Below are 24,545 nucleotides of genomic sequence, written 5' to 3'. Positions count from 1 at the left end.
TTGACACGGGTGAGTTTCATGCAGACATAATGGAAATGATTTTCGTTTCCAGTCATGCTGCGCCGTTTCGCAAGGAGGACCATGAGCTCGTCGGAGCCAGCCGTCGACATCGAAGACGTGACCGGTGTGGTGGGGGACGTGCTCGGCACAACGGCCGACGCTCTCGGCGCCGACGTCCCCCTCCCCGAACTCGGGCTCGAATCCTTCACAGCCGTGCGGCTGCGCCGCCGCCTTCGCGAGGACTTCGGACTGGACCTCCCGCTCACGGCGTTTCTCGGCACCGCGACGATCCGCTCGATCGCCCATGGCGTCACCGATCCCGGCGGGGCCGTCGACGAGCACCCCGATACCGGCGGCCTCGACTCCGAGCCACTGCCCCTCACGCCGATCCAGGCCGCCTACTGGGTCGGCCGCGATCCCGCGTTTCCGCTCGGCGGCGTCGCGACGTTCTTCTACCGCGAGTACGACCGGACCCCCGAGGGCCCTCAGGAAGCCGACCTGGAGAACCTGACCACCGCGTGGAACCGGCTCGTACGACGGCATCCGATGCTGCGCATGGTCGTCGGCGCCGACGCGCGGCAGCGCGTTCTCGGCACCGTCGCCCACTACGACATCGACGTCACCGATCTGCGCCACCTCGACTCCGCCGAAGCCGAGGAACACGCGCGCCGGTTGCGCGACGACCGTTCCCATCAGGTGCGCCCCTCCGACACCTGGCCGCTGTTCGACCTCAGCGCCATCTTCCTTCCGGGCGGCCGGACCCGGCTGTGTCTCGGCATCGACGTCCTCGCCGTCGACTTCGCCGGATGGCTGCACCTGCTCGCCGAATGGGGCACGCTCGTCGGCGACCCCTCTGCCGAACTACCCACACAGCCGACGACGTTCGCCGAGATCGTGCGCGCTCGTGAAGCCGATCCGGCGCGGCGACGGCGCAGGGACGAGGATCTCGCCTACTGGGCTTCCCGTGTCGGCACCCTTCCCGGCGGGCCCGCGCTCCCCGTCGCCGAGCAGGCGCACGAACTCAGGGGACACCGGTTCACCAGGGCGAAAGGACAACTGCCGCCCCAGGAATGGTCGGCGCTGCGTGCCCGCGCCGCCGAGCACGGACTCAGCCCCACCGGCCTGCTGCTCGCCGCGTTCGGACTGACCCTCAATCGCTGGGGGTCCACCGAACCGTTCTGTCTCAACGCGACACTTTTCGACCGGCCCGACGATCAGGACCTTTCGGCGGTACTCGGCGATTTCACCTCGACGGTCCTCGTCGAACTACCGGTGCTCGATCCCGCGCGATGGTCCGGGTTCGCCGACTACGCGCTGCGGACCAACCGTCGATTCTGGACAGACCTGGATCACCGTTCGGTCTCCGGCGTGGAAGCGCTGCGGGCGGCGGGCAACCCGGAACCGCGCTACCCGGTCGTGTTCACCAGCGGTCTCGGCCTCGCCACCGGCGACGATCCCGCAGCCTGGCTCGGCGAGGAGGTTTTCGGGATCTCCCAGACGCCACAGGTGCTGTTCGACCACATCGTCTACGTCGAGCGCGGCGCGCTCACGTTCTGCTGGGACACCGTGGAAGGCGCGTTCCCCGACGGGTTCATCGAGGGCATGCTCACGGCTCACCTGCGGCTGCTGCGCAGGCTCGCCGACGACCCCTCGGCGTGGACCGACCGCGTGCTCGGCTGGGATCCGTCGTTCCTGCCTTCCGAATCACTCGACGTCACGCCGTTCGGCGCGGCGGGACCGCTGTTGCCAGACCCGCTGCACGCCGCCGGTAACCTGGCGCCGGACGCCGATGCGCTGCTCGGGCCCTCAGCGACCCTCAGCCACAAGGAACTGACGGCCCTCGCGGCCCGCACCGGCGCCGCGCTGGCGGGTCTTGGCCTCGGTCCGGGCGACCTCGTCGCGGTCTCAGCTGAGAAGGGTCCAGCGCAGATCGTCGCGATGCTGGGCATTTGCGCGAGCGGCGCGGGGTACGTGCCCGTCGAACCGTCGTGGCCCGCGAACCGCGTGGCCTCCGTGTGCGAGCAGGCCGGTATCCGTCACGCGCTCGTCGCCGGTGGCACGTCCGGGTGCTGGCCGGACGAGGTGACCGTGCACGACCTTCGCCAGGACGGCACCATCGCCGTGCCGGTACCCGATGTCCCAGGACCCGATGTCCAGAGACCGGCGCCGGACGACCTCGCCTACGTCATCTTCACCTCCGGTTCGACCGGCAAGCCCAAGGGCGTCGCCATCGAGCACCGCGCCGCGCGCACCACGATCGACGACCTGGTCGACCGCTTCCCCCTCCGCGCCGAGGATCGCATGCTGGCGCTCTCGGCGTTCAGCTTCGACCTTTCGGTGCACGACGTCTTCGGCGTACTGGGCACCGGTGGCGCGCTCGTACTCCCCGAGGCGGCGCGGCAACGCGATCCAGGTCACTGGCTCGAACTGATGCGCGAACACGGGGTCACGCTGTGGAACACGGCCCCCGCGCTGATGGAGATGCTCGTCGAGTACGCCGAGGTCGACCCCGGACTCGCCCGCGCCGCGTTCTCGTCGCTGCGCCTGGTGTTCCTGTCAGCCGACTGGATTCCGGTGACCCTGCCCGACCGCATCCGCGCGCTGGCGCCGGAGGCGACGGTGGTGAGCCTCGGCGGGGCGACCGAGGGATCGATCTGGTCGATCTGTCATCCCATCGGCGAGGTTCCGCCTTCGTGGCGCAGCATTCCCTACGGCAGGGCCCTGCGCGGCCAGAGTTTCCACATCCTCGACGAGAACGGCTCCCCGAAACCGGCTGGACAGCCGGGTGAACTCCACATCGGTGGCGGCGGTCTGGCCCGAGGCTACGTCGGCGACCCGCGGCAAACGGCCGAACGGTTCATCACCCACCCCGAACTCGGCAGGTTGTACCGCACGGGCGACATGGGCCGCTGGCGCTACGACGGCACCATCGAATTCCTCGGCAGGCTCGACCGGCAAGTCAAGATCCGGGGGCACCGCATCGAGCTGGGCGAGGTCGAGTCGGTGCTCGATCGCCTCGCCGACGTCCGCAAATCGGTCGCCCTTTCCGTTCCCGGCCCCGACGATCGACCCCGGCTCGTGGCCTACGTCGCGGGGCACGGCGACGCGGTTGCCGACGATCAGGAGCTGCGGACTCGGTTGCGGGCCCACGTTCCCGAGTACATGGTGCCGAGCCGGTTCGTGCCAGTGGACGAGTTCCCGGTCACCGCGAACGGGAAGATCGACTATCAGGCTCTTGGCAATCCCTACGCCCGAGGCGAAGCGACGGTGCCAGAGGTGACGTCCGAGGCACCCGCGCCCGGCGCGCTCGCCGAGGCGCTGGCCGAGGCGTGCCGCAGCGGCCTCGACGTCACGATCACGCTCAGCGCGGGCTCGCTGTCCCTTGTGGACGGAATGAGCGCGGCGGGCGAGCAGGGACGCCGACTGCTGACTACCGCGACGGCCGAGGGGCTGAGTCCCCGCCAGAGACAGCGCGACGGCACACTGGTCGAACTCGCGCTGAGCGCCGACCCGCCCGGCGCCGAAACACTCGCGCTTGCCCAGCCCCACGCGAGCGCCGAGCCGGCCCGGCGCGGCGGAACGGCCTTGCGGCGAGCCGGTGACGCGGTCCGCCGCGTGTTCGCCGAACTGCTGCGCACCGACATCGACGGATCGACACCGTTCTTCCAACTCGGGGCGACCTCACTCACGCTCGTGCAAGCGCAGCGGAAACTCAGCGCCGAGATCGACCCCGAACTCACCGTCGTCGACCTGCTCGCCAACGCCACCGCCGACGATCTCGCCGCGGTCATCGCCGACCGGATCGGCTCCACCGCGCGCGAAAACGACGTCATATCCCAAGCTTCCCCAGCACCGCCCCCGGACCCGGGCCGTGGGCGAGCCACGGCCCGGGCACGGGCACGGGAGCTCCTTCGATGATCGCGATCACGGCGGTGGCCTGCCGTTTTCCCGGCGCACCCGACGCGGACTCGTTCTGGCGGCAGCTCGTCGAAGGCAGGGAGGGCCTCACCCGCTTCTCGAAGGAGGAACTGGCGCGGCGCGGCGTCGCGCGCGGGCTGCGCGAACAAGCGGGCTACGTCCCGGTCGGCGGGCTCATCGAAGGCCAGGACCGGTTCGACCCTGTCCCGTTCGGACTGACCGGCGCCGAAGCGGCTCTCATGGACCCGCAGCAGCGCCTGTTCCTGGAAACCGCGTGGCAGGGCCTCGAACAGGCAGGACACGGCGGCGGTACCGGCGCGGGCGCGGTCGGGGTGTTCGCCGGAGCCGGGCACAGCGCCTACCTGACGAGCAATCTCGCGGGCCGGTGGAGCCCAACGGGCGGAGGCGCCGATCCGATCGGCAGCCTCCAGACCGCGATGTCGACGCACACCGACTATCTGCCGTTGCAGGTGGCGTACCGGCTGAACCTCACCGGGCCCGCGATCGCCGTCAACACGACCTGCTCGACCTCGCTCGTCGCCGTGCATCTCGCCGCGCAGTCGCTACTCGACGAGGAATGCGACACGGCCATCGCGGGCGGTGTCTCGCTGATCGTTCCGCAGGGCCACGGCTACCTGCACGTCGCGGACGGCATCTACTCGGCCGACGGTACGGTGCGCCCGTTCTCCGCCGATGCCACGGGAATCGTGTACTCCCAAGGCGTCGGTGTCGTCGTTCTGCGCAGGCTCGCCGACGCGCTCGCCGACGGAGACCCGGTTCTCGCCGTCGTGCACGGCACCGCTGTCAACAACGACGGCGCGGACAAGGCCGGTTTCACCGCGCCGTCGTTGCGCGGCCAGGCGCGCGTGATCGCCGAGGCTCAGGCCGTCGCGGGTGTCACACCCGGCCAGATCGGCTATGTCGAAGCGCACGGCACGGCTACCCGGCTCGGCGACCCGGTGGAAATCGCGGCGCTCCGGCGGGTCTTCGGCGAATCGGGCCCAGCGTGGTGCGGCCTCGGTTCGGTGAAGAGCAACATCGGCCACGCCAACACCGCGGCCGGTGTCGCGTCGCTGATCAAGACCACGCTGGCGATCCGGCACCGGACGCTGCCCGCGTCGTTGCACGCCGAACCGCTCAACGACCTGCTCGGCCTCGCGGGATCGCCATTCGAGGTGGTCACCAGCACCCGGCACTGGGAAGGCCCTGACTACGCGGGGGTCAGCTCGTTCGGCATCGGCGGCACCAACGCCCACCTGGTCCTCGGTCCCCCACCAGAACGCCCAGAGTCCACTGAGGACGAACGGCCACAGCTGCTCGTCGCCTCCGCGCACGACCGGGCCTCGGCCGAGGCCACGGCGGCGGCGATCGCCGAGCACACCACCGTGTCCGCCGACCTCGCGCACACCCTCCAATCCGGACGAAGGGAGCTGCCGTATCGCGTCGCCGTGGCCACGCGGCCTGGCACGGCGCCCGCGGCGCTGCGTGACGCGCCCCCGGTGAAGTCCTCGGCGACCACACCACGCGTCGTGTTCGCCTTCCCCGGCGCGGGCAGCCAGTACCTCGGTATGGGCGCCACCCTCTACGAGGAAGAATCCGTCTTCCGGTCCACAGTGGATGAATGTGCCGAGCTGCTGGCTCCGCTGCTCGGCGCCGACGTCCGCGACGCGATCACCGCGACCGCGTCCACCGGCCTGGTCAGGGACGCTGGTTTCGGGCTGCCCGCGTTGTTCGCCGCTTCGGTCGCGACCGCACGCCTGCTGATGAGCTGGGGTGTGCGGCCGGATGCCGTCGTGGGGCACAGCCTCGGCGAGTACTCCGCCGCCGTCGTCGCGGGGGCGCTCACGCTGCCCGACGCGGCCAGACTCGTCGCCGTGCGCTGCGCGCGGGCAGCCAAGGCGGCCGGTGGTGGCGGCATGCTCGCCCTGCGGATGTCCGAGGACGACGTCATGGACGTGCTCACCCGGCATCCGGACCTCGACCTGGCCGCCGTCAACGCGCCGGGAGCCTGCGTCGTGTCGGGACCACGCGAGGGGCTGGCCGTGCTCGCCGCCGAGTACGGCGAGCGGGTGTCGGAGCTGCGAGTGGACGCCGCACTGCATTCCCGGCTGGTCGAACCGGCAGTGCCGGCCGTACGCGCGGCGGCCGGCGGCCTGCGCCCCCGACCGCTCACCACGGAGCTGGTGACGACCGTGACGGGACGCCTCGCGGGTGCCGAACTGTTCACCGCCGACCACTGGGCCCGGCAACTGCGCGAGCCCGTCCGGTTCGCCGACGCGCTGCGCACCTGTCTCGGAGACAGCGGCGATCCCGCGATCGTCGTCCAGGCGGGGCCGGGCGGAGCGCTCGCCGCGCTGGCCCGCCACAACCGGCTCGACGCTTTGATCGACGCGATACCGGTGTTCACCGCGGACGAGACCGATGCCGCCGTCTCGATCCGCGACGCCGTCGGCCGGTTGTGGACTCACGGTGTCACGGTCGACTTCGCGGCCCAGCACAATGGAAGCCGAAGGCGGATCGCCGCACCCGGATATGCCTTCCAGCGCCGAGAACTGTGGATCGAACCGACCACATCATCGACGCCGGATGATACGAGCGGTGCCGGTGCCGGCGCGGCCGAACCGCTCCAGATCCCCCGGTGGCACCAGCTGCCGCCGCTGCCCCGTCCCCCCTCGCTCACCGGGCGGTGGCTCGTCGTTGCCTCCGGCGACGATCCCCTCGCCGAGTCCGTTCGAGCGGAACTCACCGCGCTCGGCGCCGAATGTCTTCCAGCGGTCACCCCGGAAACACCCGGACTCACCGGGGTCGTCGTCGTACCGGCGACGTCGGCGATCGGCGCGGTCGGGCAGTACGCCGAACTGGCACGCACACTCACCGTCGCGACACCCCTGCTGCTACAGGTGACGCGAGCGGCGGAGCGGATCGACGGCAGGGACCAGGCGATGCCCGACGCCTCGGCGGCACGCGTACTGCCACGCGTGCTCGCCCAGGAACTGCGCGGTATCCGGTGGCGCACCCTCGACCTGCCTGCCGACGACGATTCCGGCTCCGCCATCGCGGTGGCCCGCGAACTCGCCGACCTCGCCGGTGACCCGGCATCGGGACTCGACGTCGCGCTCAGGGGCGGCACGCGGTTCGCGCGCACGTTCGTCCCGTGGCACCCGCGCGACGACGAGAGCGCGGCTCCCGGCGGGACCGCGCTCGTCACCGGCGGTCTCGGCGACGTCGGCCTGACCCTCGCTCGGTATCTCGCGAGCACCGGCCGCCGCGTGGTCCTGACATCCCGGTCCGGCCTTCCCGACGACGGCCCCCGCCGCGCGGCGATCGACCGGCTGGCCGAGGAAGGCGCCGAGATCGACGTCCGCACGCTCGACGCCGCCGACGGCGACGGCACGGCAGCGCTGCTCGACGAGCTTTGTACCGACGGGAGCGACGGCCTCGATGTCGTCGTGCACGCGGCTGGTGTCGTCGCGACCGACGGTGCGCTGCCACTGCGGGAGACCGGCGCCGAGCACATCGGGCGGCACCTGCGGGCCAAGGCCGAGGGCGCGCTCGCGCTGCGGTCGGCGATCGACCGCCTCCCCGCCGAGCGCCGCCCCCGCGTCGTGGTTCTCATGTCGTCGGCGACGACACTCGTCGGCGGTATCGGCATGGGTGCCTACGCGGCGGCGAACGCCGTGCTCGACGGCATCGCCATGTCGGCGATGTCCGGGATCTCGGAGGGTTCCACGCGCTGGGTCAGCGCGGTGTGGGACGGCTGGAGCGCGGGCCCGCTCGGCGAGGAGCGCGCCGTGGTCCTCGACCACGCGCTCGACGCCGCGACCGGAACCGCCGCGTTCGCGCGGCTGCTGGACACCGAAACCCCGCCGGTGGTGGCGGTGTCGGCGACGGGACTGGAACACCGGATGGCCGCCGCCGCGACGGTCCGCGCGCAAGCCGGTTCCACGGAGATCACGGCGTCCACAGTGTCCATATCGGACGATCCGGTGCGCGACGCGATCGCGTCGCTGTGGGGCGAGCTGTTCGGCTCACCGGTGACCTCGGCCGACGACGACTTCTTCGCACTGGGCGGGCATTCACTGCTCGCCACCCGCATGCTCGCGGAGATCGGCGAACGTTTCGGCGTGCAACTGCGACTGCGCGACGTACTGGCGAATCCGACCGTCGCCGCACTCGGCGAGCTCGTCCGCGCTTCCGTCCAGCAGCCCGGGCCCGGGCCCGAACACAATGGACACACCGGGATCGCCGACGACGGCACCTTCCCGCTGACCCGGGTGCAGCACGCCTACTGGGTCGGCCGCGACGGCGGCTACGAATGGGGCGACGTCCCGTGCCACTTCTACCTCGAATACGAGTGCGAAGGACTCGATGTCGCCGCCTACGAACACGCGTGGAACCGTGTGATCGCCCGGCATCCCCTGCTGCGCACGATCATCACCGGCCAGGGCAGGGCGCGGATCCTTGACGAGGTGCCGCCGTACCGGATCCGCACCCATGACCTGACGGACCTTTCCGGACAGCGGCGCGAAGCCAGACTGGACCGCCTGCGCGAACGCGTCGGCAGGCAGCCCGGCCCCGCCGACCGTTGGCCGCTCGCGCAGGTACAGGCGGCCTTGCTGCCCGGCGGGAGGGTGCGCCTTTTCATCGGCGTCGACGTGCTGGTCTGTGACGCCGCGAGCTGGTGGATCATCGACAGGGAACTGCGCCACTTCTACCGCGCTCCCGATGCCGAACTCCCTGACACCGGCATCGGCTTCCCCGCCTGTGTCGCCGCGCTGGAGCAACGGCGCGAAGGCGAGGAGGGGCGGCGAGCCGCCGCGTACTGGCGCGACCGGCTCACCGGACTGCCCGGCGCCCCGGCGCTTCCGGTCGACCGCGGCGCCGTCGGTTCGCGTTTCGTCCGGCGCTCCGCGACCCTCGATGCCGAAGCGTGGGCCGCGCTGCGGGAACGGGCCGCCCGGTACCACCTCACGCCCGCCGCGGTCCTGCTCACCGGCTACGCCGACGCGCTGTCCGCGTGGACGGGCGACGACCGGTTCGCCGTCGTGCTCACCCTGTTCGACCGCCCGGCGATCCACCCCGGCGTCGCGGGCGTGGTCGGTGACTTCACGTCGCTGGTTCTGCACGAGGTCGACCGCACCCGGCCTGTCACGTTCGCCGAACGTGCCCGCAAGACCCAGGAACTGCTGTTCGCCGACCTGGACCACAGGGACTTCTCCGCGCTCGATGTCCTTTCGGAGAAAGCGTCCCTCGACGGCGAGCGCGTCTCGGTGCCCGTCGTGTTCACCAGCGCGCTCGGTCTCGACGACGTCATCGGCGCCGACCACGATCCCGCATGGGCGGGCAAGCAGGTGGCCGCGCTGAGCCAGACTCCGCAGACCCTGATCGACCATCAGGTCCTCGAACAGGGCGGGGCGCTGCTGTTGCAGTGGGACACCCTCGAACCCGCGCTTCCCCCCGCCGAGGTCGACCGGGTCTTCGCCGACTACGTCGCCCGCGTTCACGCCCTGATCGGCGCTCCGTGGGACGGGCCGGGCGAACCCGAGCGAGGCAACGAACTCGACGAACTCGACGACCTCTCCGACGACGACATCGCGGTACCGATCAGGGCGGGTTCCGGAGAGCACACGTTGTTCCTGCTGCATCCCTCCGGCGGCGACGTGGTCTGTTACGCGGAGCTGGCCCGGCTGCTCGACGAGCGCGTCGAGGTGATCGCACTGACCGATCCAGGGCTCGCGGGTGGCCGCGGCGCCGAGGACGTCGCGGCCATGGCCGCGCGGTTCACCGGCATCATCCGCCGTGCCCAACCGCACGGCCCCTACCTGCTCGGTGGCTGGTCCATGGGCGGCGACCTCGCCCATGAGGTCGCGCGTGGGCTCGACGAGGCAGGCGAGCACGTCGGCCTGCTCGTCATGCTCGATTCCAACGATCCGCGCTACATCACCGGCATCGAAGGTCCGGCCGAGGAGGTCCGCGGCACGCTCGTGCGCCGCTACCTCGGGGCACTCGAAGCGTTCACCGGCGCCGAACTTGGCAGCGAAGGCCCCGCTCCGTCGTGGGAAGGGCTGGACGCCCGGCTCCGCGAAGCGCGGCTGCTCAACCGGCACGACACGGCCCGCACCCGCGTGGCCGTGTTCGCACGGCACCTGCGGGCACTCGCCGCCTACACGCCCCTTCCGCTCGAAGCGGACACCCCGGCGCTGCTGTTGCGAGCCACCCAGCGCTCACCGCGCAACTCCGGGGTCGGCATGGGCGTGGACGACGTGCCAGGAGCGCCGCGCGATCTCGGCTGGGCCGCGTATCTCACGGCCGCCCCGAAGGTCGCCGACATCGACGCGCACCACTACTCGATGCTGCGCCACCCCGCACTGCCCCAGGTCGCGGCCGAGCTCAACGCCGCGATCGAGGCCGCCATCCGGCGCGGCGCACCCGAACGACCCGCGCGGCCGACCGGCCCGCGTGCCTGACCGAACCGACGAGGACACCGATGCACCGACGACAGTTCATCCTCGGCACGGCCGCGCTCGCCGCGGCACTCGTGGCCGCGGGCTGCTCCGCCCCGTCCGCCGAGAACACCGGCAAGGCCGGAACTCTCCGGTACGCGGCCGTCGGCTCTCCAGCCACGGCCAGTCACGACCCGCACGGAGGGCTCGGCAACGAGTCCGACGCCATGCGCTTCGCGCTGCTCTACGACGTGCTCACCGTGCCGGGTGAGCAGGGCACCGAGCCGAGGCTCGCGACGTCGTGGACCCCCGACGAAAGCCTCACGAACTGGCGGATCGAACTGCGCGACGACGCCACGTTCACCGACGGCGAGCCGGTCACGGCCGCCGATGTGCTGTTCTCGCTGCGCCGGATGCACGAGAAGGCGGCGGAGAACTACGGCCGGATGGGCATGTTCGATCTCGCCGCCTCGGAGGCGAAGGGCGAGCACACTCTCCGCCTCATCACGCGCACACCGTTCGCGGAAGTCGGGCAGGCGCTGGAATCGGCGACGTTCATCGTGCCGGAGGGCAGCGAGGACTTCAGCGAACCGGTCACGGGTTCCGGTCCGTTCCGCATGGACTCCGGCGACGCCGAAGCCGCGGTGCTCGCCCGCAACGACGACTGGTGGGGCCCGCGCCCTCCGCTGGAGCGCATCGAGATCCGGGCGATCGCCGACCCTCAGGCCAGAGCCGATGCCGTGGCCTCGGGCCAGGCCGACGTCGCGGGCAGCGTCAATCCCGCCGCCGCGCGAACCGCGGAGCAGGAGGGCCTTCGGGTCGTCCACCGGCAAGGCGTCACCGTCTACCCGCTGGTCATGCGGCTCGATTCGGAACCGTTCGACGACGAGCGCGTGCGCGAGGCCGTCAAACTGGCCGTGGACCGCGAACAACTGCTCGACACCGTGTTCCTCGGCCAGGGCACGCTGGCAGGCGACCTGCTGACCCCCGCGGACCCCACGGCGCCGGAGCCTCCCGAACGCACGCGTGACCTCGATCGCGCCAGGGAACTGCTCACCGAGGCGGGATACGGCGACGGTCTGGACCTCACGCTCAAGACCACGACGGCGTATCCGGGCATGGACGACGCGGCGACGCTCATCGCGGGGCAACTCGAACCGGCGGGCGTGAACATCACCGTGGACGTCGTGCCGCAGGACACCTACTGGACCGAGGTGTACGCCCAGGAAGCGTTCTACGTCAGCTATCTCGGTGGCATCTCGTTCCTCGACGTGGCAAGGGTCGCGCTGCTTCCGGACTCCCCCACCAACGAGACCGCGTGGGGCGGTGGCGGCTGGGCCGAGCGCTTCGACGAGGCGATGGCGGAGAAGGACGAGCCGAAGCGCGCCGAACTGCTCGGCGCGCTTCAACGGGAGCTGGCCGAGGATGGCGGCTACGTCGTGTGGGCGGCGGGAGACGGGCTCGACCTCGCCCGCCCCGGCGTCTCCGGTCTGCCAACCGGCCCCGGCTTCCAACGGCTGTTCATCGACCAGGTTCGCGTGGACTCGCGGTAGCCGAAGCCGTGTGTGATGGAGGTTCCGCGTGATCGGGGTCGTGCCGAGGGCCTGCGCGCGAGCGATGCTGGTGTTGTTCGCGGTGGCCGTCGGCGTGTTCCTCGTGACCGACGTCCTGCCAGGCGATGCCGCGCTCGCCCGCACCCGCGGCGGCGCCGGCGCCGCCGAGCTGGCCAGGTTGCGCGCCGAGTCCGGAATGGACGGCCCGGTATGGGAACGGTTCGCGCGATGGGGATGGGCGCTGCTGCGAGGAGACGCCGGTACGTCACTGCTCAACGACCGCCCGGTGTCCACATTGATCGGTGAACGGCTTCCGGCCACGCTCACGCTCGCGGCGTGCGCGCTCGTGGTGGCCGTTCCCCTGCTGCTGGCCCTTTCCTGGTGGGCTGGGGGGCGCGCGGCGCGCTCGTACGGCGGCGGAGCACTCGCCGCCGTCGCGGCCATCCCGCAGGTCGTGGTCGCGGCCGGGGCGGTCGCCGTGTTCTCCGGGCTGCTCGGCTGGCTGCCGAGGGTGTCGCTGCTGCCCATCGGCGCGCCGCCGTGGCACGACCCCGCGTTGCTCGTACTGCCCGCTCTCTCGCTCGCGCTGCCCGCGGCGGCCTACGGTGCGGGCCTGCTCTCGGGCGCGGTGGCCGACGTCCGCGCCCTCCCGCACGTCGACGACGCCGTGCTGCGCGGCATTCCGAGATGGCGGATCGCGACCCGGCATGCCCTTCCCCTGTTGTGGGCGCCGGCGATCAGGGTCGTCGCGGTGATCGCGGGCGGGCTCATCGCCGCGACGACGGTGGTCGAGACCGTGTTCGGCTACACCGGTCTCGGTGAACTGCTCGTCAGTTCGGTGGCCTCGCGGGATGTTCCGGTGGTGCAAGCCGTCGCGTTGCTCGGCGCGGTCGTCGTGGTCACCGGCGGGGCGGTCGCGGATCTGGCGCGAGGGATACGGGCATGAGGCGGATCCTCGTCGTCGCGGCCGTGCTCGGTGCCGTGGTCGCGCTCGCCGTACTGGGCGGGCTGTTCGCGCCGCACGACCCTTCCACCGTCGTCGGCCCGCCGTATTCGGCGCCCGGTGAGGCGGGCCTGCTGGGCACCGACGGGCTCGGAAGGGACGTGCTCTCGCGGGTGCTCGCCGGTGGTTCGGACCTCGTGCTGGTATCGCTGCTGGCGGCACTGATCGCCACCACCACGGGCGTCGCTGGCGGGCTGCTGGCCGGTTGGTCGGACGGCTGGACGGCCCGGACGCTGACGTCCTCGGCCGACGTGCTGCTTGCCGCGCCGCAGTTGCTGATCGCGCTGGTGGCCGCCGTTGCCTTGCCCGGTCCCGCCGCCGTCGTCATCGCGACGGTGTGCGGGGGAACGCCGCTGACGTTGCGGGTCGTGCGCGACGCGACCCGGCTGACCAGGGGTGCTGGTTTCGTCGAAGCGGCCCGCTGCCGAGGCGAACGCGGCCCGGTGCTGCTGGCGCGCGAAGTCCTGCCGTCGTTGTCGGGCCTGGTGACCGCCGACGCGGGCATGCGGTTCGTCATGGCGATCCAGCTCGCCTCGGCACTGAGCCTGCTGGGCTTCGGCACGCAGCCGCCTCAGGCCGACTGGGCACTCATGATCCGCGAGAACCTGCCGGGTTCCGGTCTCAACGCCGCCGGTGTGCTCGCCCCCGCGCTGGTTCTGGCCGTGGTGGCCGGTGCCATGGCCGCCACGGCCGCGCACGCCGGCCGCCGCACGAACACCGGGAGGCAGGCATGAACGGCGGCCTCGGCCTTGCCGTGGACGGCATCGCGGTGCACGACGTCGCGGGAGACGTGGTGCTGCCCGCGACGTCGCTGCGCGCGGCGCCCGGCGAGATCGTCGCGATCACCGGGCCGTCCGGGTGCGGGAAGTCGACACTGCTGCGCGCGATCCTCGACGCGCTTCCGGACGGCCTGACCCGCACGGCGGGAACCGTCTCGTGGCGAAGCGAAATCGTCCATTCCGGACGGTCGGCGCGACGATGGCGCAGGCACACCACCGGTTTCCTCGGCCAGGATCCGGCAGGAGCATTGAACCCGGCGCACCCCGTCCACCGGCTCGTCGCCGAAGGCCCGGGCGCGCCGGGGCTCCTGGCGATCCGTTCGGCACTGGAACTACTCGGACTCGACGCGGCCGAACTGTGGCGACGACGGCCTCACCAGCTCTCCGGCGGACAGGCCCAGCGCGTCGCGTTCGCCCGCGCCATTGCGGGAGAGCCGGGGCTGCTGATCCTCGACGAACCGACGAGCGCGCTCGACGCGGACACGCTCGGCCTCGTCGCGGATCTGCTCGCGGCGCGGCGAGCCCACCTGCCATTGGCCGCCACGATCGTCGTCTCCCACGACCGCGCGTTCACCGATCGCGTCGCCGACCGCGTCATCCGCCTCGGCGGACCCGAACCCGCTCCCGGACCGCCCGTCTCCGGCTCGCGCGGCCCGAAGCCCGGCGACGTCGCGTTGTCGGCCTCGCGCCTTGTCGTCGGCCATCCCGGCGGCGGGCCTTTCCTCGAAGGGACGTCACTCGATCTGCGCCGAGGCGAACTGACGGCCGTACTCGGGGAATCCGGGTGCGGCAAGACCACTCTCCTGCGGGCACTGGCCGGTCTGCATCCGGCGACCTCCGGCGCGCTGCGGCTCGACGGCACGCACCTCCCGGCCCGGCTCGCCGACCGCACTCCACGGCAACTGCGCGCCGTGCAACTGATCGCCCAGAATCCGGCGGACGCGCTCAACCCGGCCTACCGCGCAGGTGCCTCCGTCGCGCGGGCGGCACGCGTCGCGCGCGGGCTCTCGCGCGCGGCCGCACGGGCTCAGGCGAGCGAACTGCTCACCGCCGTCGGCCTTCCCGGCGCGGACCGGTGCTTTCCCCGCGAACTCTCCGGGGGACAACGGCAGCGGGTCGCGATCGCCCGCGCCCTCGCGGCGGGTCCCGAGGTGCTGCTGGCCGACGAGATCACCTCGGCACTCGACGAGAAGGCGGCCCTCGGTGTGCTCGATGTGCTCGACGAACTGCGCCGAAACGGGCTAGCCGTGCTGCTCGTGACCCATGACCGCGACATCGCGGCGCGCGCCGACCGGACGCTGCGGCTGCCCGGTACCGACCACACACCCCGACGATCGGAGAACCCCATTGCCCTGTGAAGACACGGCCACGTCGCGCAAAGCCGCCGAGATCCTCGGCGCCCATCCGTGGATCGGGGCCGCCGACGTTCCCGCCGACAACGGTGCCGGGGTGCGGTTGCGGCCCGCACCCGGGGCGCTGGCCGTACGGCCGGTACCCGGCGCTCTCATCGCGGAACACCTCGGCCAGTGGAGCGAGGTCTACGACTTGACGTACGCGCGAGGCGCGGGCAGACGGTCCGCCGACCTCGATCTGTCCGGCTGGCGCGCCTCCGACACCGGCCTGCCCTACCCCGTCGAGCACATGCGGGACTGGCTGCGCCACACCGTCGAGATCGTACTGGCGGCAGGCCCGCGATGGGTACTCGAACTCGGCTGTGGCACGGGAATGCTGCCGCACCGGCTAATGCCGCGACTCGAAGGCTACGTCGGCACCGACGTCGCCGCCGAATCCGTGCGCACGGTGTCGGCCTCGGCGCCGCGTGGCGCGCTGATCGTGCGGGCAGCGGCACACGAGGCGCTTGGCCCCACCGTCGCCGACGCGCTGAGGACCGCCGGTTTTCCCGGTGGCAGACCGGACTGCGTGCTGATCAACTCGGTGACCCAGTGCTTTCCGAACGTGGCCTACCTCCGCGCCGTCATCCAGGACGCGCTGCGCCTCGTCGTCCCCGGCGGCACCGTGATCGTCGGCGACGTCCGGCATTCCGGTCTGCTGCGCGAACATCACCGCTGGCTCGGCGGCGACACGGAAACAGCCGTCGGCGAGCGGGCGGAGCGTGACGAGGAGTTGCTGTTCGACCCGGTTCTGCTGGCCGGGATCGCCGCGGAACTGGGTACCGAGATTGGCGACGCCGGGATCACCATCCACGCCAAGACCATGCGAGCCGACACCGAGCTGACCCGTTACCGCTTCGACGCCGTCCTCCACGTCCCCGCCACCGGCTGTGCCGCAGTCGCCGACGACAGGCCGGAAACGACGGCGTGGACGACACTCGGCGCCGCCCACGACCGGCTGGCCGCTGGCCCGGGGCTGATCACGGGAATCCCGAACGCGCTGCTGCCGCCCGGCCACGGCAGCACCCCTGCCGGGCTACGGGAAGCGCTGGCCGAACTCGACGTGGTGGTGACGCTCGACCCGCACGACCCACGGCTACTGGAGGCAGGCACGCCGGGGGCAGCCACCCGGCGCGTGCGTGATCTCGCGGGGAAGGGCCTCGCTCACGAGCCGCTGCCCGCGTTCGTGCGGCGCAGGCTCACCGAACTCGCCCGTCGCGAGCTGCGCCGTGCCGGGCTGCCCCTCCTGCCGGTCGACATCGACCTCGGCACCGAGGTGTCCGATGTGGACTGACGTGAGAGCGGAGGCCGACGCGGCCATCGCCGAGGTCGACACGTCCGCGCTGCCCGCGGCGATGCGCGGTCTCGACGAGGCGGCGCTGCCCGCCATGGCCCGCGCCGTTGGCAGAGGCGGACTGTTCCGGCCTGGCGTGCGGCACAGCGCGGAGCAGGTCGCTGACCGCCTGCGGGCAGCGCGGCGGCACCGGTGGCTGCTGCGGCGCTGGCTGACGGTGCTGTGCGAGGAAGGACTGCTGCACCGCGACGAGGACACCGGTTTTCTCCACGGCCTCACCGCGGTTGGCCGCGCGGAGGCCGACGCGGCCGCCGCGACCATCCCGCGCGCCGCCGAAGCACTCGGCTACCCCAGGGAAATGGGCGACTTCTTCGTCGCGGCGCTGGCCAACCTGCCGAGGTTGCTGACCGACGACGTCGCCGTCCAAACCCTGCTGTTCCCCGACGGTGACCTGGCGACAGCGGACGGCGCCTACCGCGACAACGTCATCAACCGCTATCTCAACGCCGCCACGGCCGCGATCCTGCGCGCCGAGGCCGCCCGAGGACCCGGCACCCTTCGCGTGCTCGAACTCGGCGCCGGCGTGGGCGGGACGACGGCCGCCGTCGTCGCCGCGCTCGCCGAGTCCGATGTGGACTATCTGTTCACCGACGTGTCGCGGTTCTTCCTCGACGCGGGAAGGCAGCGGTTCGGCGACCGGCTCCGCTACGCCATCGCCGACATCAACACCGGGCCGCTTCCCGGCCCGTTCGACGTCGTGCTCGCGGCGAACGTCCTCCACAACGCCGTGCACGCCGGGCACCTGCTGGACCGGCTCAGGAAGGTACTCGCGCCCGGCGGGCTCCTCGTCGTGATCGAGTCCTGCCGCGAGCACTACCAGGCGTTGACGTCCATGCAGTTCCTCATGTCCCCGCGCGCCGGCGGGATCCGCCCCGGCACCGGCGACGTCAGGGCGGGCACCGACCGGATTTTCCTGACCAGAAACGAATGGCTTGGCCTGCTGGCCGTGCACGGGTACCGGCCCGAACTCGACCTTCCCGATCCGGAAGGGCCGCTTTCCGCGCTGGCCCAGCACGTCTTCGCCGTCCGCACGTCCGAAACCGACCACCAGGGGTGACCATGACCGAACCCACCATCGCCGAAACCCTGACCGACATCTGGTCCGGCCTGCTCGGCCTCGAACCGGCCGAAATACCTTCCGACACCGGCTTTCTCAACCTCGGCGGGGATTCCGTGCTGGCGGTGCGCATGTCCGCGCTGGTACGCCGCAAGCTCGGGGTCGCGCTGGCGCTGTCGGATGTCAGGGTCGAGACGACGCTGCGGGAACTGACGGAGCTGGTCGAACGCCGCCGCGCGGGCGCGGACGACGACCGCGCCGTGCCCATCGACGTCACCAGGCGCGCCGACCCTGCCGCACCGTTCCCGCTGCTTCCCTTGCAGCAGGGGTATTTCGTGGGCCAGCAGGACGGCTGGGAACTGTCGTACGCCTCGGCGCATCACTACGTCGACATCGGACTCAGCGACGTCGATCCGGACGAGGCGGCCGAGGCGCTCCAGGACGCGCTGGCCCGGCTCGTGCGGCATCAGCCGACGCTGCGCGCCCGGATATCGTCCGACGGCACCCAGCGCATCCTTCCCGCCGACGATCCCGGTGCGGTGCCTCTGCTGGAAGTCCTTGATCTGCAGGACACCCCGCCCGGCGAGGCCGAGGAGATACTGGCAGGTATTCGCGCGCGGATGTCCACCAGCGGGCCCAATCCCGTGGAGGGGCCCGGCGTGGCCATGTGCCTGACCCTGTTGCCAGGTGAAAGGGCACGTTTGCACGCTGCCGTCAGTCTGCTGATCATCGACGGCTGGTCGTCGAACGTGTTCTATCGCGACCTGTTCACGCTCGTCGCGGACTGGAACGCGATGCTGCCGCCCCTTGAGATCGACTACGGCGACTACGTTGCCGCCGTGTCGGGTCTTCCGGACACCGAGGCGTGGGAAGCCGACCGCGACTGGTGGTTCGACCGGCTCGACGATTTCCCGCGGCCGCCCGCGCTGCCGCTGCGCGCGGACCCGCGCGAGGTGCGGCCGTCGCTGATGGGCACGAGGCAGGTGACGATCGACGCCGCGACGTGGGCGGCGGTACGCGCGCGGTGCGCGGCGCACGGCGTGACGCCATCGGCGGCGATGTTCACCGCCTACGCCATCGTGCTCGCCCGCAAGGCGGGGCACCACCGGATGCTGCTCAACTCGCTGCAACTCAACCGGCTGCCGCTACACCCCGACGTGCACCGCATCGTGGGCGCGTTCGCCTCGACCATGCTGATCCCGGTGGAACTCACGAATGGCACCGACTTCGCCACGCTCGCCGCGAGCTGTCAGCGGAGCTTCAGCGATTCCGCCGCACACAACCTGGTCAGTGGCGTCGAGGTCGCGCGCGAACTGGGCAGACGACGGGGCACCCACCGGCCGGTGGCCCCGATCGTCTTCCAGAGCACACTGGGCATGGACGCCGCGATGGGCGAGCGGGTACCGCACAGCGCGGGGCCACTCGGTCGCATCGACATGGCAGACCACGAGCAACAGCTGCGAACCCCGCAGGTCGCGCTCGAAGTGCGGATGTTCGAACTGGACGAGGAGATGTTCCTCGTGTTCTCCCTTGTCGAAGAACTCTTCGAACCGTCCATGGTGGACGATATGTTCGACGAGCTCACCGCGCTGGCACGGAGTCTGGCCGACGCGGCGGCGTGGGCAGGGCCCGTCGCCGTCCCCGCCGACCCCGAACCGGCCTTCCATGCCGGAAGCGCCAGGATCGGCGGTTACGCACGGCAGCAATCCGCGGACGAACCCGGAGCGCCCATCGGCGAGACCGAGCGGACGATCGCCGCCGTGTGGGAGGCCGCGCTCGCGGTCAGCGCCATCGACAGGGCAGCCGATTTCTTCGCGCTCGGCGGCGATTCGCTGCTCGCCGTGCGCGTGCTCGGCATTCTCGCCAAGCGGCACGGAATCAGCGTCGGCGTGCGCGAATTTCTCGACGCGCCCACCGTGTCCGGACTGGCCAGAGCGGCCAAGCCGGACCCGGTCGACGCGTGAGGCGACCGCGCGGACGCTCAGCTTCCCAGCGACGCGCGGAACAGTCCCTGCTCAAGCCAGACCGCGGCGCGAACACCGTCCGCCGCGGCCTGGCTGACCAGGGTCAGCGCGTCCGGCAGCGCGGGCAGCCTCGCCATGTCGCCCGCGGCCGATACGCCGGGTACCGACGTCGCCTGGAATTCGTCGACCCGCACGCAGCCGTCGGCGAGCAGTTCGCAGCCGAGCAGTTCGGCGAACGGCGCGCGCTGCCGGGTGGGAGCGCGGTGGAACATCGCCTGACGTTCCAGCACCGTTCCGTCGGCGAAGTGGAGCTGGAGCCCGTCGAGTTCGCCCGTCACCTTCGTCAGCCGTTCGTCGCGGATCTCGATGCCGTGCGCCGCCAGCTTGCCGGTGACCTCGGCAGGCAACTCGTGCGGGCCGTCGGTGACCACGACGACGTCGTCGCTGTAGCGGTCGCCGACGTAGAGGGCGAGCATCACCTGCGCTACGTCGCGGCCGAGGACGGCGAGTGTCTTGCCGCTCGTCTCGTAGCCGTGGCAGAACGGGCAGTGGAACACGCTGCTGCCGAATCGCTCCGGCACGCCTGGGATGTCAAAGGGCTCGTCCACCTGGCCGGTCGCGAGGATGAGCCTGCGAGCCCGCTCCACGGAGCCGTCCGCGAATCGCACCGTGAAGTCGCCGATGGTGCCGGAGACGTCGGCGACCAGCGCCGAGCGCCGCCGCACGCCGGGATAGGCGGCGAGTTCGTCACGGCCGATGGCGAGCAGGTCGTGCGGCGAGAATCCGTCCCTGCTGAGGTACATGTGCATCTCGTCGGCTGGTGCGTTGCGGACCTCACCTCCGTCGACGACGAGCACCCGCCTGCGCTGACGGCCCAGTACCAGGGCCGCGCTCAGTCCTGCCGGTCCACCGCCGATCACGATCACGTCGAACACGTTCACTCCTCTGTCGGACATCATATGAAAACGATTATCATTGCTATCAAACCGGAAGGGAAGGGACCATGACCAGTCCGCGAATCGCGGTCCTCGGCGGCTACGGCGCCGTCGGCGGCGTAGCCGTGGCCAGACTGGCCCCGCACGGGCGTGTCCGGGCAGGCGGGCGCTCGCCCTCACGAGCCGACCCGCCACCCGGCGTCGAACTGTCCACTGTGGATATAGCAGAACCGGAGTCGCTGGCCCGATTCTGCTCGGGAGCTAACATCGTCCTCAACTGCGCTGGGCCGTCCTATCGCGTGCTCGACATCGTCGCGCGAGCCGCGCTGGCCGAGGGGGCCGCCTACGTGGACGTCGCCGGCGACATTCCGGCGCATCGCGCGCTCGGCGACACGACCGGGACGGCCGTGTTCTCAGCGGGCGCCATGCCGGGCCTGACCGGACTGTTGCCCCGGCTCGTCACCACGACCGGCGCCGACGTGCGGGTCCACGTCGGTGGCGCTGTCCGCATGCCCCCGGCTTCGGCGGCCGACGTTCTGCTCGCCAGGGGCCCGGATTTCGGCGAACCCGGCGCGCTGTGGCGCGACGGCGCGATCGTCCGGCACGCGCTGGCTCCCGAACGGCGCGTGACCGTGCCCGGATTTCCCTGCCTCGTCGACGCCATGCCGTTTCTTCCTGCCGAAGGCGCGCGGCTGGCCGAGGAGCTCGCGCCGGGGCAGCTGCGCTTTCACTCGGTCTACGTCTCGGAGGCGATCCCCTCCGCGCTCGCCATGGCGTGGGCCGACGATCCGGAGTATCTGAGCGAGCACACCGAATCCCTTGTCGCGGCGGCACACCGTGACCTGCGCGGCCGGGATCCGTTCTACGTACTCACGGCGCGTTCCGGCGACAAGGCGGTGACGTTGCGCGCCGCCGATCCCTACCAGCTCAGCGGTGTCGTCGCCGCGGTGACCGTGCGGGCCGTACTCGACGGGCTCGTCCCGCCGGGCACTCATTTCGCCGATCAGGTACTCGACGCCCGCGCCGTCGCCGATGTCCTCCACCACGATCCGCTGGTGGAATCCGTCACTGTCGAAGGAATACCGTGAAGGACGAATACTCCGAATCCGCCGAGTTCATCGACCCGCTCATTACTCCATTGTGGACAGCGTTGCGCCCGGTGCTCGCCGGTGCGCTCAGGGGTGCCGCGCCAACGACCGCGGTCGATCTCGGCGCGGGAAGCGGGCACGGCACACTGCTGCTCGCCGAACTGCTACCAGGTGCCGAGATCGTCGCCGTCGAGCCCTCGCCGGGCCTGCGCGCCGTGCTGCTGGCCCGCGCCCACGACGACGAGCGGTCGCGACGGCGCGTCACCGTGCTCCCGGCCGCCTTCCCCGACGTCGAACTTCCGGACGAATTCTCGGTGCTCATCGCGATGAACGTGCTCGGCCACTTCGGCCCCGACACGCGCGACCGGCTGTGGTCACTGCTCGCCGGCCGTCTCGAACACGGCGGCGTCGCCGTGGTGAATCTCCAGCCACCGGCCGAAGCGGTGCCGGTACCCGAGTCCGTCGCGTCCACCGCGCGGGTCGGGCGGCTGACCTACGAGGGGCGCGCGAAAGCCGAACCGACCGGTGACGGCACGCTCACGTGGTACCTGACCTACCGCACGTTCGACGGCGACACCCTGCTCGGCGAACGCACGGTCAGCTACGCGTGGCACCTCGTCGGCGAGGACGGTCTCCGCGCCGAGGTCGCCGCGCACGGGCTGACCCTCACGCGGGCGGGCGAGGCCGGGCTCGGCGTCCACACGATCACTCGCGGCTGAACGGCTCCGCGATGCCGGTCCACAGCAAGGCCGGCTGGACGACGAAGGCGTCCTCATCAGCGCCGATCCAGGCCGGGTCGCGCGGGTCAAGCAGTTCCTCGGCGCGAGTCAGGTCGGCTTCGCTCATCCCGGCCGCGCGCCCGTGGGAGGCAGCCGCGTGACGCATCTCGGGCCAGGTGATCCGCTCAAGGAACGCCCGCGCCGCCGGCTCCGCCGTACTGGCCGCCAGCGGGAACACCCGCACGGAAACGTCGCGAAGACCTGCCTCGCGCAGCCAGGCCCCGAGTCGCTCGTGGTGGGCGGGCCCGTCGTCCGGCAGGCCCCAGGTCCGTTCCGAGGCCGTGCGGATGAGCCGTTCCAGCCGGGAATGCCCCGGCAGGAACATCGACTGGTAGTAGTTCGTCGTGAACAGCGCGAGCGTCCCGCCGGGGTTGAGCGCGTCGGCGAGGACTCGCACGACAGCTGAGGGATCGTCGAAGGTCGCCGGCCACACCACGTCCGCCGACCAGATGACGTCGAAGCCCTCCCCGGTCGCCTCGGCCTCTGCCGCCACGTCACGAAGATCGGCGACCCGGATGTCGATCGCCTTGTCGTCCGCCCACAGCCGCGCGGCCTCGACGGCCCGGTCGTCGGCATCGACAGCCAGGACGGTCCCGCCACCGGCCGCCCTCACCAACCCAGCCAGTTCGGGAAGGGCGCCACCGGCGCCCGTGCCCGCGTCCAGCACCCGCAGCGGCCGCCCCCGCACGCCGGGCATCATCGCCGAAACGGCGGCCGCGACGGCCGGGGCCGTGAAATCCCGGTTGGTACGCAAGTACTCCAGGTAGCCGCTGGTGTCGGGGCCCGCCCCGGCTTCGGCCACCGCCTGATGATTTCCGTCGACCACGAGCTACCCACCATTTCCCTGTTATTGATAATAGTTGTCATTATCGACTGGCTGGACAGTCGTGGCAACCCCCTGGCCATCGGCATCAGGACGGATGCCCGGCGCGGCGATGACCAAAGACCCTTCGCCGGCCCGGCCGGGCACGACACACTCGACCCAGTTCAGGCACGAAAGGGCGAACGGGACCAAGGAGGAGACCATGAAGGTCGACGAGTGGCTCAGCGGGGCGCGAGACGCGCTGTCGGTACGCAGGGTGTATGGCGAGCCGGTCATCCACAACGGCGTCACGATGGTGCCCGCGGCCACGATCAACGGCGGTAGCGGAGCAGGGCAGGGCCACGACGACAAGGGCCAGGAAGGCGAAGGCGGCGGTTTCGGGCTCGGCGCCAGGCCGGCGGGCGCCTACCTGATCAAGGACTCGACCGTGAAGTGGGTACCGGCCGTCGACGTCAACCGGCTCGTCATGGCCACGGCGGCGGTCGCGATCGCCTATTTCCTCACCAGGACGAGGTACGCGAAGGCGAAAGCGCTTGTTCCCGCCGAACACACTCACGCCTTGCCCTGAACCGCCATCCGCGCACGGGACTGAAGTGGAGACCCACCATGACCGTGATCTGGCTGATCGTGTGGTTGATCAACGGAACGCCCGAGGTGGCGTCATGGGGGCCGTGGAACGCGTGGGGTATCGCGTTGTTCGTGTGCCTCGCCGTCGATGTCATCGGCGCGCTCGGCGCGAACGGCAGGAGAACGGCGCGGCCGCGATAGTTCCCGCCGCTACGGCAGATAAAGGTCGCGAGGTCCCGCGTCCAGTGCCTCGACCGCACCACCGGAGCGAGCCGCCAGCCACGCCTCGAAGGCGGGCACCTCGGCTTCGGCGACGACCACGGCGAACGTGACGTCCGCGCCGTACTCGACATCGCGCAACCGGTACGGCGAGCCCCGCAGATCGTGCTCCAGCCGCCCGGCCCGGTCGTGCGGCACGGCGAGCAACAACTCGCGATGACGAACCCGCCGCAGCTCACCGAGGAGGTCAAGCGTCTCGGCCAGCACCCCGGAATAGGCACGGACCAGCCCGCCCGCACCGAGCTTGATTCCCCCGAACCACCGCGAAACGACCGCGACGACATCGGTCAGCTCACGGCGCGCCAGTATCTCCAGCATCGGAACGCCCGCGGTACCACCGGGCTCCCCGTCGTCGTTGCTCCGCGCGACCAGCCTGCCTGCTTCGGCGTCACCGATCCGCAACGCCGTGCAGTGGTGACCGGCGTCCGGGCCCGCCTTCCTCGCGCGCGCGATCACGGCGGAGGCGGCATCGACGTCGGTCACCCTGGCGACGGCACACCGGAAGCGGGACCGCTGGATCTCGATCTCGTGCACGCCGTCGCGGGCGATCACCCGCACGACCGCTCCCCTGCCTCCACGTGATCGAGTGTATGCGCGGACGCCAGCGACAGG

16 protein-coding genes are annotated in these 24,545 nt (G+C 71.3%); 13 read left to right on the top strand and 3 right to left on the bottom strand.

All coding sequences use genetic code 11. From position 1 onward, the window contains the following. The first annotated feature begins 81 nt into the window (after positions 1–81). The 9 genes from BAY61_RS13250 to BAY61_RS13210 are packed head-to-tail and all read left to right on the top strand — an operon-like array spanning position 82 to position 19,462. Positions 82–3,918 (top strand): non-ribosomal peptide synthetase, encoded by a 3,837-nt coding sequence (locus tag BAY61_RS13250; protein WP_170140009.1) that lies wholly within the window; start codon positions 82–84, stop codon positions 3,916–3,918. Then, positions 3,915–10,385, top strand: a complete 6,471-nt coding sequence (locus BAY61_RS13245) for a type I polyketide synthase (RefSeq protein ID WP_091797658.1) — start codon at positions 3,915–3,917, stop codon at positions 10,383–10,385. Before BAY61_RS13250 ends, BAY61_RS13245 begins: the two co-directional genes overlap by 4 nt. 20 nt (positions 10,386–10,405) lie before the next feature. Then, positions 10,406–11,914 carry an ABC transporter substrate-binding protein gene (locus BAY61_RS13240; protein ID WP_091797655.1) on the top strand — a complete coding sequence of 503 codons (1,509 nt, stop codon included), beginning with the start codon at positions 10,406–10,408 and terminating at the stop codon, positions 11,912–11,914. Positions 11,915–11,942: 28 nt separating this feature from the next. Next, complete coding sequence (locus tag BAY61_RS13235; RefSeq protein WP_211323433.1) at positions 11,943–12,860, top strand: ABC transporter permease; 918 nt, start codon at positions 11,943–11,945, stop codon at positions 12,858–12,860. Further along, the gene (locus BAY61_RS13230) at positions 12,857–13,651 is read left to right on the top strand and encodes an ABC transporter permease (protein ID WP_091797651.1); all 795 of its coding nucleotides are present in this window, start codon (positions 12,857–12,859) and stop codon (positions 13,649–13,651) included. The genes BAY61_RS13235 and BAY61_RS13230 overlap by 4 nt, the downstream gene beginning before the upstream one ends. After that, the gene (locus BAY61_RS13225) at positions 13,648–15,054 is read left to right on the top strand and encodes an ABC transporter ATP-binding protein (RefSeq protein ID WP_091797648.1); all 1,407 of its coding nucleotides are present in this window, start codon (positions 13,648–13,650) and stop codon (positions 15,052–15,054) included. Before BAY61_RS13230 ends, BAY61_RS13225 begins: the two co-directional genes overlap by 4 nt. Beyond that, a complete protein-coding gene (locus tag BAY61_RS13220; protein WP_170140010.1) occupies positions 15,044–16,381 on the top strand; it encodes a class I SAM-dependent methyltransferase in 1,338 nt (445 codons plus the stop codon). The genes BAY61_RS13225 and BAY61_RS13220 overlap by 11 nt, the downstream gene beginning before the upstream one ends. Beyond that, complete coding sequence (locus tag BAY61_RS13215) at positions 16,371–17,498, top strand: class I SAM-dependent methyltransferase (protein WP_091797643.1); 1,128 nt, start codon at positions 16,371–16,373, stop codon at positions 17,496–17,498. The genes BAY61_RS13220 and BAY61_RS13215 overlap by 11 nt, the downstream gene beginning before the upstream one ends. 2 nt (positions 17,499–17,500) lie before the next feature. Beyond that, complete coding sequence (locus tag BAY61_RS13210; protein WP_091797640.1) at positions 17,501–19,462, top strand: condensation domain-containing protein; 1,962 nt, start codon at positions 17,501–17,503, stop codon at positions 19,460–19,462. Between the two features lie 17 nt (positions 19,463–19,479). On the opposite strand, the gene BAY61_RS13205 is transcribed toward BAY61_RS13210, so the two are convergent. Next, the gene (locus BAY61_RS13205) at positions 19,480–20,397 is read right to left on the bottom strand and encodes an NAD(P)/FAD-dependent oxidoreductase (protein WP_091798873.1); all 918 of its coding nucleotides are present in this window, start codon (positions 20,395–20,397) and stop codon (positions 19,480–19,482) included. A 68-nt stretch (positions 20,398–20,465) separates the two neighbouring features. Between BAY61_RS13205 and BAY61_RS13200 the strand changes: the two genes are divergently transcribed. Both BAY61_RS13200 and BAY61_RS13195 read left to right on the top strand, forming a co-directional pair. After that, complete coding sequence (locus BAY61_RS13200) at positions 20,466–21,485, top strand: saccharopine dehydrogenase NADP-binding domain-containing protein (RefSeq protein ID WP_091797637.1); 1,020 nt, start codon at positions 20,466–20,468, stop codon at positions 21,483–21,485. Beyond that, positions 21,482–22,204, top strand: coding sequence for a class I SAM-dependent methyltransferase (locus tag BAY61_RS13195; RefSeq protein WP_170140011.1), 723 nt, complete (start codon positions 21,482–21,484; stop codon positions 22,202–22,204). The genes BAY61_RS13200 and BAY61_RS13195 overlap by 4 nt, the downstream gene beginning before the upstream one ends. Here BAY61_RS13195 and BAY61_RS13190 read toward each other — a convergent pair. Next, a complete protein-coding gene (locus tag BAY61_RS13190) occupies positions 22,191–23,090 on the bottom strand; it encodes a class I SAM-dependent methyltransferase (protein WP_091797631.1) in 900 nt (299 codons plus the stop codon). The two genes, BAY61_RS13195 and BAY61_RS13190, sit on opposite strands and share 14 nt — an antisense overlap. Before the next feature lie 199 nt (positions 23,091–23,289). On the opposite strand from BAY61_RS13190, the gene BAY61_RS13185 reads away from it, so the two are divergent. Beyond that, a complete protein-coding gene (locus tag BAY61_RS13185; protein WP_091798871.1) occupies positions 23,290–23,655 on the top strand; it encodes a sporulation protein in 366 nt (121 codons plus the stop codon). Between the two features lie 38 nt (positions 23,656–23,693). Further along, positions 23,694–23,855 carry a hypothetical protein gene (locus tag BAY61_RS32870; RefSeq protein WP_170140012.1) on the top strand — a complete coding sequence of 54 codons (162 nt, stop codon included), beginning with the start codon at positions 23,694–23,696 and terminating at the stop codon, positions 23,853–23,855. A gap of 9 nt (positions 23,856–23,864) precedes the next feature. Here BAY61_RS32870 and BAY61_RS13180 read toward each other — a convergent pair whose 3' ends face one another. Beyond that, positions 23,865–24,491, bottom strand: coding sequence for an IMPACT family protein (locus tag BAY61_RS13180; RefSeq protein WP_091797628.1), 627 nt, complete (start codon positions 24,489–24,491; stop codon positions 23,865–23,867). Positions 24,492–24,545 lie beyond the last annotated feature (54 nt).

The organism is Prauserella marina, assembly GCF_002240355.1.
Lineage (GTDB): Bacteria > Actinomycetota > Actinomycetes > Mycobacteriales > Pseudonocardiaceae > Prauserella_A > Prauserella_A marina.
The sequence above is the reverse complement of the archived record's forward strand: the minus strand, read 5'-3'. Positions and strand labels throughout refer to the sequence as shown.

Bases quoted from the DNA above. Each gene is read 5' to 3' on its own strand.
- BAY61_RS13185 (WP_091798871.1), top strand. From the start codon at position 23,290: ATGAAGGTCGACGAGTGGCTCAGCGGGGCGCGAGACGCGCTGTCGGTA.
- BAY61_RS13230 (WP_091797651.1), top strand. From the start codon at position 12,857: ATGAGGCGGATCCTCGTCGTCGCGGCCGTGCTCGGTGCCGTGGTCGCG.
- BAY61_RS13200 (WP_091797637.1), top strand. From the start codon at position 20,466: ATGACCAGTCCGCGAATCGCGGTCCTCGGCGGCTACGGCGCCGTCGGC.
- BAY61_RS13215 (WP_091797643.1), top strand. From the start codon at position 16,371: ATGTGGACTGACGTGAGAGCGGAGGCCGACGCGGCCATCGCCGAGGTC.
- BAY61_RS13245 (WP_091797658.1), top strand. From the start codon at position 3,915: ATGATCGCGATCACGGCGGTGGCCTGCCGTTTTCCCGGCGCACCCGAC.
- BAY61_RS13240 (WP_091797655.1), top strand. From the start codon at position 10,406: ATGCACCGACGACAGTTCATCCTCGGCACGGCCGCGCTCGCCGCGGCA.
- BAY61_RS13210 (WP_091797640.1), top strand. From the start codon at position 17,501: ATGACCGAACCCACCATCGCCGAAACCCTGACCGACATCTGGTCCGGC.
- BAY61_RS13250 (WP_170140009.1), top strand. From the start codon at position 82: ATGAGCTCGTCGGAGCCAGCCGTCGACATCGAAGACGTGACCGGTGTG.
- BAY61_RS13225 (WP_091797648.1), top strand. From the start codon at position 13,648: ATGAACGGCGGCCTCGGCCTTGCCGTGGACGGCATCGCGGTGCACGAC.
- BAY61_RS32870 (WP_170140012.1), top strand. From the start codon at position 23,694: ATGACCGTGATCTGGCTGATCGTGTGGTTGATCAACGGAACGCCCGAG.